Raw genomic sequence first — 11,915 nt, forward strand, 5'->3', positions numbered from 1 at the left:
AATGCGACCAAACCCTTCGGTTCCTGCGTTAAGTCCCTGAACGCAAAACAGGAGAGCAGAATGTTTCGCATCCTCACCGCCGCCGCTGTGGCCGCCTCGACCCTCATGCTGCCCATGCAGGCCAGCGCCGCAAACAATGGCTGCCCGCCGGGACTGGCGAAAAAGCACAATGGCTGTCAGGCCCCGGGTCAGGCCAAAAAGCAGGACGACCGCCGCGACTATGACCGCCGCGATTACAGCCGGGGCGACCGTCTGCCAGACACTTACGTGATCATTCAGAACCCCGAACGCTACGGGCTGCGCCGTGACCGCACCTACTACCGCAATGGCGATCAGGTCTATCAGGTGGACAAGGACACGCGCAAAGTGCTGGCCGTGATTGGCGCAATTGCCGCGCTGGCGGACTGATCGACAGATTAACCCACGTGTCTCGCGCTGTTCACATTTGCGCGGGATGCGGCCCCGTTTGACAGAAATCAATTCACATAAAGAATTCTGAATACATACTACCCCCAGACCATACATTCAGGGGAGTACGAGATGAAAAAGAACGTAGGCAAGACAGATCGCATCATCCGCGCCATCGCGGGCGCAGTATTGCTGATTGCAGCGCTTACCGCACTTGGTGGCGGGTTGGCATGGGTTGTCGGGATTATCGGCGCGGTCCTTTTCGGCACAGCGGCGGCAAGCCACTGCCCGCCCTACACGCTTTTGGGCATCAACACCTGCAAAACCCGCTGAGCGTCATTCGGCGGCAATGCTTTCTGGCGGGGCGGTAAAGGGCTGCGCCGGGTCCTCTAACACACCGCAACTGCGCTGGGCCAAGGCGATGATCCGGTCCGCCCGTTCGCGGGTCATGGCGGCCCCGATATCAATCGCCTCCGCCGCACGGTAGAGTTCGAGTATCGATATATGCACCAGCTCGCCTTTGATCGTCAGATCGGGCGGGTCTGCGGCCTCGCGCGCTTTGCGCATGAATTCCATCATGATACCGATCGAGACGGACAAAACCTCGCCATAGGCGGGGGTCGGCTCGCGCCGCCCGCCTTCGGGCAGGACACCGGCCAGTTGCGCGGGCAAAGCATTGCGCAGGCTGGACACACCCATTTTGTCCCACAGACCGGGGCGATCCTGCGGCTCCCACAGGACGCCATCCTCTGGTGGGGCATCAGGGTTGATGGCAATGCAGCAATCCGCCCCCAGCGCGCGCACCGCAGAGCTGGGCACCGGGTTGATCAGCCCGCCATCCAGCAGCCAGCGTCCGCGCACTTTGGTCGGGGTGAAGATACCGGGGATGGACACAGAGGCCCGCACCGCGTCGGCCAGATTGCCCTCATGCAACCAGACCTCGCGCCCCGTGGCCATGTCGCAGGCGACCGCAAGGTAAGGTTTGTCCAGATCCTCGATCCGTTCGGGCAAGCCGATGTCGCTCAGCAGTTGCGCAACGGCCTTGCCCTCGACAAAGCCACCGCCCGCCATGCGCAGATCAAGGTATTGCAGGAACTTCGCCTGGGTCAGCCCGCGGCTCCATTCCTCCAGCGCGTCGAGCTTGCCACCGGCCCAGGCCGCGCCGACCAGCGCACCGATGGAACAGCCTGCGACCACGTCCGGTTCGACGCCCATGTCGCGCATCGCTTTGAGCGCGCCGATGTGGCACCACCCTCTTGCCCCACCGGCACCCAGCGCCAGACCCAGTTTGCTCACCAGCCACCCCTTTCACAGGCAGGCGGGGAAGCGTTACTCGGCAGCGACCTTCCCGGCCTGCAACATCGGTTTCAGATATTGTCCGGTATGGGAACGCGCGACCTCGGCCACTTGTTCCGGCGTGCCTGCGGCAACGATCTCTCCACCGCCGTCGCCACCTTCGGGACCGATGTCGATAATCCAGTCGGCGGTCTTCACCACGTCGAGGTTGTGTTCGATCACAACCACCGAATTGCCCTGCTCCACCAGCTCGTGCAGCACCTCCAGCAGCTTGCGAACGTCCTCGAAATGCAGGCCCGTGGTGGGCTCGTCGAGGATGTACAGCGTCCGCCCGGTGGACCGCTTGGCCAGCTCCTTGGACAGTTTGACCCGCTGCGCCTCGCCCCCCGACAGGGTCGTCGCCTGTTGGCCCACCTTGATATAGCCAAGGCCCACACGCATCAGCGCATCCATCTTGTCGCGGATCGACGGCACCGCCTGAAAGAACTCCTGCGCGTCTTCAACCGTCATATCAAGAACGTCGGCGATACTCTTGCCTTTAAACAGAATTTCCAGCGTTTCGCGGTTGTATCTCTTGCCCTTGCAGGTCTCGCAGGTGACGTAGACATCCGGCAAAAAGTGCATCTCGATCTTGATGACACCATCGCCCTGACATGCCTCGCAGCGGCCGCCCTTGACGTTGAAACTGAACCGACCGGCCTTGTAGCCGCGCGCCTTTGCCTCTGGCAGACCGGCGAACCAGTCACGGATCGGCGTAAAGGCCCCGGTGTAGGTGGCCGGGTTTGATCGTGGCGTGCGCCCGATGGGCCGCTGGTCGATGTCGATCACCTTGTCGAGATGTTCCAACCCCTTGATCGTCTCGCACGGCGCAGGCGTCTGCCGCGCACCGTTCAGCGCCATGGAGGCGGTCTTGAACAAGGTCTCGATGGTCAGCGTGGACTTACCGCCCCCCGACACGCCGGTCACGCAGACAAATTTGCCCAAGGGGAATTCGGCGGTGACGTCTTTGAGGTTGTTGCCCGAGGCTTTCACCACCTTGATCTTTTTGCGGTTGCCCTTGCGCCGCTTGGCGGGCACGGCGATCTCGCGCGTGCCGGCAAGGTACTGCCCCGTGACCGAAGCCGGATCCGCCTGAACCTGCGCAGGCGTGCCATGGGACACCACCTGCCCGCCATGCACACCGGCGCCGGGACCAATGTCGAACAGGTAATCGGCCTCGCGGATGGCCTCTTCGTCGTGTTCAACCACAATCACCGTATTGCCCTGATCACGCAGGTTTTTCAGCGTGTCCAACAGGCGGGTGTTGTCGCGCTGGTGCAGGCCGATGGACGGCTCGTCCAGCACGTAAAGCACACCCGTCAGCCCCGACCCGATCTGGCTGGCCAGACGGATGCGCTGGCTTTCGCCGCCCGACAGGGTGCCCGCGTTGCGCGACAGCGTCAGGTATTCGAGACCCACATTGTTCAGGAACCCCAGACGCTCGCGGATTTCCTTCAGAATGGCGCGGGCGATTTCGTTCTTCTGGTTGGTCAGCGCGGCGGGAACCGTTTCGCACCAGTCAAAGGCCTGTTTGATCGACATCTCGACCACCTGACCCACGTGGCGCAGGTCACCTTCGGTGCCGATCTTGACCGCCAACGCCTCTTCGCGCAGGCGGTAGCCGTCGCAGGTGCCGCAGGGGCGGTTGTTCTGGTAGCGTTCGAACTCTTCGCGGATCCAGTTGGAATCCGTCTCGCGGTAGCGCCGCTCCATATTGGGAATGACGCCTTCGAACACGCGGGTGACGTTGTAGATGCGACCGCCTTCGTCATAGCGGAAGTCAATTTCCTCGTCGCCGGAGCCATGCAGGAACACCTGCTGGACATGGGCGGGCAGATCCTTCCAACGGGCGTTCTTGTCGAACTCGTAGTGTTTGGCGAGGCTGTCGATGGTCTGGATGAAATAGGGCGACTTGCCCTTGCGCCACGGCGCCAGCGCCCCGTCCTTGATCTTTAGTGTCTGGTCGGGGACCACCAGCCGCTCGTCAAAGAACAGCTCGACCCCGAGACCGTCACACTCCGGGCAGGCCCCGAACGGCGCGTTGAATGAAAACAGGCGCGGCTCGATTTCGGGGATGGTGAAACCGGACACCGGACAGGCAAAGTTTTCCGAGAACGTGTGACGCTCCGGCTCGCCCTCCTTGGGTGCGGTTTCCAGAATGGCGATGCCCTGGGCGAGATCCAGCGCGGTGCGGAAGCTGTCCGCCAGACGGGTCTGCATGCCATCGCGCACCACCACACGGTCGACCACCACGTCGATGTCGTGGCGGAATTTCTTGTCCAGCGTGGGCGGCTCGTCGAGCTCGTAGAAGGTGCCGTCGACCTTCACCCGCTGGAAGCCCTGCTTGCGCAGCTCCAGAAATTCCTTGCGGTATTCGCCTTTGCGGTCGCGCACGATGGGGGCCAGCAGATAGGCGCGGGTGCCCTCCTCCATCGCCATGACGCGGTCCACCATATCCTGCACCTGCTGCGCCTCGATGGGCAGGCCGGTGGCGGGGCTGTAGGGCGTGCCAACGCGGGCAAAGAGCAGACGCATGTAGTCGTAGATCTCGGTCACCGTGCCGACGGTGGACCGGGGGTTCTTTGACGTGGTTTTCTGTTCGATGGAAATCGCCGGAGACAACCCGCTGATGTGGTCCACATCGGGCTTTTCCATCATGTCGAGGAACTGGCGCGCATAGGCCGACAGCGATTCCACGTAGCGGCGCTGCCCTTCGGCATAGATCGTGTCGAAGGCCAGCGACGACTTGCCCGACCCCGACAGGCCGGTGATCACAACCAGCTGATCGCGCGGAATATCCACGTCGATGTTTTTGAGGTTGTGTTCGCGCGCGCCGCGCACTTCGATATTCTTGAGCTCAGGCATGGCAGTCCTCGGCAGTCTCGACCGCCCTTACATAGGGCAGTTGCTAACGCAGGCCAATGGGGCGCAAGGAACATTTAACGAACATAACCATCGGGCCGGCAGAAATTCCACCGGCCCGCCCGCCGATCAGGCGTCGCGATACAAAAGCGATTGCCCGTTGGCGAAGATATGCACCTTGGCAGGCTCTGCACCAAGGCTGACGGTCTTGCCGCGCATCCCCTCGTGGATGCCGGGCAGTTTGGCGACCACGGGGGCCGCCCCGTCCTGTGCGGCAAAGTACAGCAAAGTGACCTCGCCCAAGGCTTCGGTGATGTCGACCCTGCCGGTAAAGGCTGCTGTATCGGAGGTTTCGACAAAATCCTCAGGCCGGATGCCCACGTTGACGGCCAGCCCGATATCGGACGCGGCTGTGGGCACATCGGACACCACCTCGCCCCCACCGGCCAGTCGGATACGGGTCTGCGGGCCGGTTTCTGTCACCTCGCCCGCCAGCAGGTTCATCGACGGCGAGCCGATAAACTGCGCCACAAACTCATTGCGCGGACGCTCATACAGCTCAAGAGGCGCGCCCACCTGCGCGATGCCCTTGTTGGCCAGAACCACGATCCGGCTGGCAAGTGTCATCGCCTCTACCTGATCGTGGGTGACATAGATCATCGTGCGATCCGGCATCGTCTCCTTGAGCTGCGCGATCTCGATCCGTGTCGCCACGCGCAGCGCCGCGTCAAGGTTCGACAGCGGCTCGTCGAACAAGAACACCTTGGGATCGCGCACGATGGACCGCCCGATGGCCACCCGCTGCCGTTGCCCGCCCGACAGCGCCTTTGGCAGACGGTCAAGATAGGGATCAAGCTGCAGCATCTTGGCCGCCCGCGTCACCGCCGCGTCGATCTCGTCGGGGGTTTTCTTGGCCAGCTTCAACGCAAAGGCCATGTTCTCGCGCACGGTCATATGCGGGTACAGCGCATAGGACTGGAACACCATGGCGATGCCGCGCTGCGCGGGCGGCACATCATTGACCACCTGCCCGTCAATCTCCAGCGTCCCGCCCGAGATCTTTTCCAGCCCCGCAATCATCCGCAACAGGGTCGATTTCCCGCAGCCGGAGGGGCCGACGAAGACGATCAGCTCCCCTGCCTCGATTTCAAGGTTGATGTCTTCAAGGACGCTGACCGCGCCCCCGTAGAGCTTGTCGACATGCGTCAGTTTCAATCCGGCCATCGGTGTTCCCCCTTAGACTTTGAGCGCCAGCGCAGGCTGCCACGGCCCCAGATGCAGTTTGCCATCCGGCCCCGGCGCGACGCTGCCCAGCTCTTGGCCGATCTGGTGCCACTGGCCTGCGGGTGCGTCGATGGTTGCGGGATCACCCGACAGGTTGACCGCGACAAAGATCACCTCGTCCCCATGGCTGCGCGTAAAGGTGACCACATCGCCCTCATGGGTGACCTTGGAATGCGCGCCCTTGGTCAACGCCTTGTGCGCATGACGAAAGCCGATGGCCCGCCGGTAGTGATGCAGCAACGCGCCGGGGTCGCGTTCCTGTTCGGACACCGCATTGGGCAGATGCATATGCGAAACCGGCAGCCACGGGCTGGCCGCGGTAAAGCCGCCGTTCTGGTTCGAATTGTCCCACGGCATCGGCGTCCGGCACCCGTCGCGGCCTTTGAACTCGGGCCAGAACTGGATGCCGTAGGGGTCTTGCAGATCCTCGAAGGGGACATCCGCCTCTGGCAGGCCCAGCTCTTCACCCTGATAGATGCAGACCGACCCGCGCAGGCACATCATCAGCGTGGTCATCGCCCGTGCTGCTGCAGGCCCCAGATCCCAACGTGTCGGATGGCGCACCACGTCATGGTTGGAATAGGCCCAGCAGGCCCAGCCTTCGGGGGCCTTTTCGTCCACGTCCTCCATCACCTGCACAACGCGTGCGGCGGTGGGTTTGTCGCTGGCAAGGAATTCAAAGGAATAGCACATGTGGACGCGGTTATCGCCCTTTGTGTACTCGCCCATGATCTCCAGCCCCATCTGGCTGTCACCAACCTCGCCCACGGCGGTGGCTGCGGGGTATTCATCCAGCAAGGCGCGGAACCGTTCCAGAAAGGCAAGGTTCTCTGGCCGGTTCTTGTCGTACAGGTGCAGCTGGTGATTGTAGGGGTTCACCTTTGGCGCGGTGCTGTCGTTGCGCTCCTCCGGTGGCAAGGGCGGGTTGTCACGCAATTCCAAGTCGTGGAAGTAGAAGTTGATCGTATCCAGACGGAAGCCATCCACCCCCCGGTCCAGCCAGAAGCGCACCACATCCAGCAACGCATCCTGCACCTGCGGATTGTGCAGGTTCAGGTCGGGCTGTTCGACCAGAAAGTTGTGCTGGTAATATTGTTCGCGGCCCGCATGCCATTGCCAGCCCGGCCCGCCAAAGATCGACAGCCAGTTGGTGGGCGGCGTGCCATCGGGCTTGGGATCGGCCCAGACATACCAATCGGCCTTGGGGTTGTCCTTGGACGACTTGGATTCGATGAACCACGGATGATCCTTCGAGGTATGCGACAGCACCAGATCGATCATGACCTTGATGCCGTAGCTGTGCGCGGTCTCCACCAGAACGTCGAAATCGCTCAGCGTGCCGAACATAGGATCGACATCGCAGTAATCGCTGACGTCGTAGCCGAAATCCTTCATCGGAGAGGTGAAGAACGGCGAAATCCAGATCGCATCCACCCCGAGCGAGGCAATATGCGGTATACGGCCCGTGATGCCGTTCAGGTCGCCAATGCCGTCGCCGTTGCTGTCCTGATAGGAGCGCGGGTAGATCTGGTAGATCACCGCACCGCGCCACCAGTCCTTGTCTACTGTCTGCTCATTCATTGTATCGTCTTCCATTGTCTTCACGCGGAGGAGAGCGTGGTGAGTGTTTCGTCTTGACCCGCAATAGCGTAGGTCGTTTGAATAGCTTTCAGCCGCAACCTGTGGATTTTCAGAAGCTTAGTCATTTTGCTCAGCATTTCTTAAGGTTCGTTAACCCGCCGCTCCGGGTCGTGGTTCAACTTGAAGGGCTGCACCATTTTGCCTTGTAGTCGATCAGCGCCTGCGCCAACGCAAGGACGGGTGTGATGTCTTTCGCATCGAGGATCTCGTGAATCACGAAGCCCTGTGGCTGGGGTTGACCGAGGAGATGCGCGCCGCCGCCCGTTGGCGTGGCCTCGAAGCCTTCGGCCAAGGTGAGGATGATCTCTGCGCCGACCTCCAGATGCGGCAGCGGCGGATAAAGACCGTTCTCCGGGCCCGCTGGGTCGGGAATGGTGGTGCGCGCCAGATCAAAGGTCAATGCGCTGTCCAAGTCGATCGGGAACGGCGGGCCTTTGGTCATCCGGCGCTGCGTCACCAAGCAGCCGTCGAGCTCGAACAGGGTGACGGTGGACCACCCTGTCGGCTTCTTGGGAGACCACGGCCACCGGCCATCACTCATGCCAGGCACTTCGCTCCGCGACAGGGCCTCAATAGCACGGGCGTCTTGTTCCTGCGCGGTTCCGGCAGCCCAGAGGGGCGTGGCCGCGAGGAGGAAAACGGGCAGCAGTCTCACTTTACAGACCCCGCAAGCAGGCCGCGGACGAGGTAGCGTTGCATGGCAAAGAACACGGCCAGCGGCACAGCGATTGATACAAAAGCCGCAGTGGCGAGGATCTCCCAGTTGCCACCGCGCGATCCCAAAAGCTCGACGATGCGGTTGGTCATCACCGTCGTCTGGCCCGTGGCATCGATCAGGAAAACCTTGGCCACCAGCAGGTCGTTCCATGTCCACAGGAACTGGAAGATCGCAAAGCTGGCCAGCGCCGGAAAGCTCAGCGGCAGGATGATCTTGGTGAATATCTGGAACTCTGTCGCGCCGTCCACACGGGCGTTTTCGATGATGTCACGGGGCAGACCGGCCATGTAGTTGCGCAACAGATAGATCGCCAGCGGCAGCCCGAACCCCGTATGCGCCAGCCAGACGCCAAGGTATCCTTTGCCGATACCGATGCTTAGGTGCAGTTTGAGCAAGGGGATCAACGCCAGCTGCAGCGGCACCACCAACAGCCCCACCACAAAGGCCACCAACAACGCGCGGCCCGGGAAATCCATCCACGCCAGCGCATAGGCAGCAAAGGCCGCAACGACGATGGGGATGATTGTTGCGGGGATTGTCACGGTCATGGTGCTGAAAAACGCTGTCGCCATGCTTTCGGACGCGTTGCCGCCACCCAGAACCTGTTCGTAGTTGTCCAGCGTGAATTCCGGTGGCACCACAGCGGTCACAAAGATCCGCTGCCCGCGCCGCCCCTTTATCTCGCTGTCGGCCTCCATGCGGTAATCACCGTTTTCCTGCAGCGTGATCCGCTCGCCGCCACGGGTTTCTGCGGTCTCTCCGACATCAAAGGCGCCGACATCGCGCGAGGAGATCCCCCAAGCAGAGATCGGCGCGGCGGGCATGCCCTCTTCGTCGAACAGATTGCCCGCGATCACCCATTGGTCCCCCTCGCGCACCTGCGCCGACGGGGCCGCCGTGCGCAGCGTCAGGTTCTGCTCGGCGGCAAAGGGCGCCTTCCACCATCCGGTCGTGGCAATCTGGTCTGCGGTCCGAAAGGACGACACAAACAGCCCCACCGTCGGGAACAGCCACAGCGCCACGATCAACACGACCGAGATATTCACCGCCCAAGTCAGCGAGGATTTCGAGCCCGCAATATTGTCCATTGGTCTTCCTTCTCGCAGCCTGTGCGATGTCGCGCCTGTCAGCGCATCTCCCGGCGTGCCTGCACCACGTTCCACACAAGGATCGGGGTCACGAGCACCATGATGACGATGGCCGACGCCGATCCCACACCCCAGTCCGAGGCGCGAAACAGCTTGTCGTACATGTAGTTGGCCAGAACCTGCGTGCCCCATTGGCCGTTGGTCATGGCAAAGACGATGTCAAAGATTTTCAGCACCACCAGCGTGATCGTCGTCCAGACCACCATGATGGTGGGATAGATCTGCGGCACCTTGATCTTGAAGAAGATCTGGAACGGCCCCGCCCCGTCGACGATGGCGGCCTCGACCGTTTCTTCGGGAATGCCCCGCAGCGCGGCAGACAGGATCACCATGGCAAAGCCCGTCTGGATCCAGATCAGCACCGCCATCAGGAAAAAGTTGTTCCAGAACGGCAAGGTCAGCCATTGCTCCGGTGCGTTGCCGGTCGCCCAGACATAGACCGCGTTCAACACGCCGATCTGCTCCGCCCCTTCGGGCCGCGCGTCATAGACCAGCTTCCAGATCACCGATGCCCCCACAAAGGAGATCGCCATCGGCATAAAGATCAACGACTTCGCGATATTGCCCCAGGACAGCCGGTCGGTCAGCTGCGCCACGATCAGGCCAAAGACCGTCGACAGAGCAGGCACCACGATCAGCCACAGCATATTGTTGCGCATGGCCTCCCAGAACTTCGGCTCTGAAAACATCTGGTTATAGTTGGCAAGGCCCACAAACGCCCCGCCCTGATCGCGGTCGGTCAGCGACAGGCGCAGCGTCTCGACCACGGGATAGGCCAGATACAGTGTCAGCGCGAACAGCGCGGGAAAGAGAAACAGCCACGGGCGGATCATATTGGCGCGGTTGATATTGCGGCCCGCATTGGCCCCACGCGCGGGAAACAGCACCCGGTCAAGCAGCTGGTTCGACAGGTAGAAATAGGCAAGACACGCCCCTACCCCGATCACGATGGTCAACAAACCCTGAATTGCCGGATGCATTCTACGCCCTTCCTTAAGGAACGGGGGCACCCCGCGCGCAGGATGCCCCCAAGCCTTTGCCTTTTGACTTACTTCAACGCGTCCCAGCTGGACTGGATTTCGCTGGCCACTTCAGAGGCATCCTTGCCGCCCGCGTAATCGACCATGCCGGTCCAGAAGGTGCCCGCGCCGATGCCGCCGGGCATCAGGTCAGAGCCGTCAAAGCGGAAGGTCGTCGCGCCCAGCAGGATTTCGTTCATGGCACGGCCGGTGTCGTCCGCGAACTTGTCTGCATCCACGCCGGTGTGCGGCGTCAGGAAACCGCCCTTTTCCATCCACATCTCGTGAGCGATGGGATCACGCAGGAATTCGATCAACTCATGCGCGCCGTCGCTTTCGTTGGTGATCGCAAACAGCGTGCCTGCGCCCAGAACCGGATTGCCCAGATCCTTTTCGGCATAAGACGGGAAGTAGAAGAAATCCGCGTCCAGACCGACTTCTGTGCCCTCGGGGAAGAAGGCCGGGATAAAGGACGCCTGACGGTGCATGTAGCACTGCGGCGGCGAGGCAAACAGACCTTTGGGGCTGTCGCGGAAGTCGGTCGAGGCCACAGCCCCCTGCCCGCCTGCCACTTTGCCGTCTTCGATGAACCAGCCGAATTCCTCAATCGCGCCCACGACCTTGGGGTCGTCAAAGGGCATGTCGTTGCTGACCCATGCGTCGTAATCCTCGGGCGATTGGGTGCGCAGCATCAGATCCTCGACCCAGTCGGTGGCGGGCCAGCCGGTCGCGGCCCCCGATCCCAGACCGATGCACCAAGGCGTCTCGCCATCGGCCACCATCTGTTCGGTCAGCGCCTTGAGGTCTTCCATGGTCTCGGGGATCTCGTAGCCCGCATCCTCGAAGTTCTCGGGCGAGTACCAGACCAGCGATTTCAGATCGACACGGAAGAACATGCCATACAGGTCTTCGTTGCCATCCGCGCCCTCGAAGGTCGCAAGATCAACCCAGGATTGCCCAGCGGCATAGTTGTCCTTGATCCATTCGGCGGTGCCATCCTTGAGCGGCGCAAGGAAGCCGCGGCGCGCCATATCAGAGGCCAGACCGGGCTGCGGGAACACGGAGACATTCGGGGCAGACCCCGCCTCCGCATCGACGATGATCTGCTGCTCGAAGCTGTCAGAGCCGACATAGGTCACGTCGTGGCCCGATTGTTCGGCAAAGACGTCGAGAATTTCCTGAATGATCTGATCCTCGGGGTTCAGCCAAGGGCCCGCCACGGTGATCTTTTCGGCCTGCGCCGCGCCTGCTGTGATGACCGACAGCGCCACACCGGCGTATAGCGATTGTTTCATGTTGTCTCCTCCCACATGCCCGACGTTATGCGGGCCGATGTCCTATCTTGGCACGATGGTGATTCCAAAAACCAAAGCGCTTTGAATTCCTGCAACCTGCGGCAAGCCATGCCCCAAGTCAACCGGCTGCGCTGTTTGTTGCCGAATTTCAACGCCGCACCGCAGAACTGCCTTCTGCACCGCGGCGCAGATTCATCGGGTTTGA

The 11,915-nt window shown here is 61.8% G+C and carries 10 protein-coding genes; 2 read left to right on the plus strand and 8 right to left on the minus strand.

Translation table 11 applies throughout. From position 1 onward, the window contains the following. Positions 1–60: 60 nt before the first annotated feature. Both ACN5AZ_RS04215 and ACN5AZ_RS04220 read left to right on the plus strand, forming a co-directional pair. On the plus strand, positions 61–408 hold the full coding sequence (locus tag ACN5AZ_RS04215; RefSeq protein WP_419427609.1) for an excinuclease ABC subunit A: 348 nt from the start codon (positions 61–63) through the stop codon (positions 406–408). 132 nt (positions 409–540) lie between these two features. Next, positions 541–741, plus strand: coding sequence for a YgaP family membrane protein (locus ACN5AZ_RS04220; RefSeq protein ID WP_419427610.1), 201 nt, complete (start codon positions 541–543; stop codon positions 739–741). Between the two features lie 3 nt (positions 742–744). Here the strand turns inward: ACN5AZ_RS04220 and ACN5AZ_RS04225 are convergent, their stop codons facing one another. The 8 genes from ACN5AZ_RS04225 to ACN5AZ_RS04260 form a co-directional block, all read right to left on the minus strand. Further along, positions 745–1,704, minus strand: coding sequence for a patatin-like phospholipase family protein (locus ACN5AZ_RS04225; RefSeq protein WP_419427611.1), 960 nt, complete (start codon positions 1,702–1,704; stop codon positions 745–747). A 33-nt stretch (positions 1,705–1,737) separates the two neighbouring features. Then, the gene (gene uvrA, locus ACN5AZ_RS04230; protein WP_419427612.1) at positions 1,738–4,608 is read right to left on the minus strand and encodes an excinuclease ABC subunit UvrA; all 2,871 of its coding nucleotides are present in this window, start codon (positions 4,606–4,608) and stop codon (positions 1,738–1,740) included. A gap of 126 nt (positions 4,609–4,734) precedes the next feature. Next, entirely contained in the window at positions 4,735–5,829 is a 1,095-nt protein-coding gene (locus ACN5AZ_RS04235) for an ABC transporter ATP-binding protein (RefSeq protein ID WP_419427613.1), read from the minus strand. A 12-nt stretch (positions 5,830–5,841) separates the two neighbouring features. After that, on the minus strand, positions 5,842–7,470 hold the full coding sequence (locus ACN5AZ_RS04240) for an alpha-amylase family glycosyl hydrolase (protein ID WP_419427614.1): 1,629 nt from the start codon (positions 7,468–7,470) through the stop codon (positions 5,842–5,844). A gap of 175 nt (positions 7,471–7,645) precedes the next feature. Continuing rightward, entirely contained in the window at positions 7,646–8,185 is a 540-nt protein-coding gene (locus ACN5AZ_RS04245; RefSeq protein WP_419427615.1) for a hypothetical protein, read from the minus strand. After that, the gene (locus tag ACN5AZ_RS04250; protein WP_419427616.1) at positions 8,182–9,336 is read right to left on the minus strand and encodes a carbohydrate ABC transporter permease; all 1,155 of its coding nucleotides are present in this window, start codon (positions 9,334–9,336) and stop codon (positions 8,182–8,184) included. Before ACN5AZ_RS04250 ends, ACN5AZ_RS04245 begins: the two co-directional genes overlap by 4 nt. Before the next feature lie 38 nt (positions 9,337–9,374). Next, positions 9,375–10,376: a carbohydrate ABC transporter permease gene (locus ACN5AZ_RS04255; RefSeq protein WP_419427617.1), complete on the minus strand. Its 1,002-nt coding sequence runs from the start codon at positions 10,374–10,376 to the stop codon at positions 9,375–9,377. A 68-nt stretch (positions 10,377–10,444) separates the two neighbouring features. After that, on the minus strand, positions 10,445–11,710 hold the full coding sequence (locus ACN5AZ_RS04260; RefSeq protein ID WP_419427618.1) for an ABC transporter substrate-binding protein: 1,266 nt from the start codon (positions 11,708–11,710) through the stop codon (positions 10,445–10,447). Between the last annotated feature and the right edge of the window lie 205 nt (positions 11,711–11,915).

It is taken from the genome of Sagittula sp. SSi028, from assembly GCF_048553715.1.
Classification (GTDB): Bacteria; Pseudomonadota; Alphaproteobacteria; order Rhodobacterales; family Rhodobacteraceae; genus Sagittula.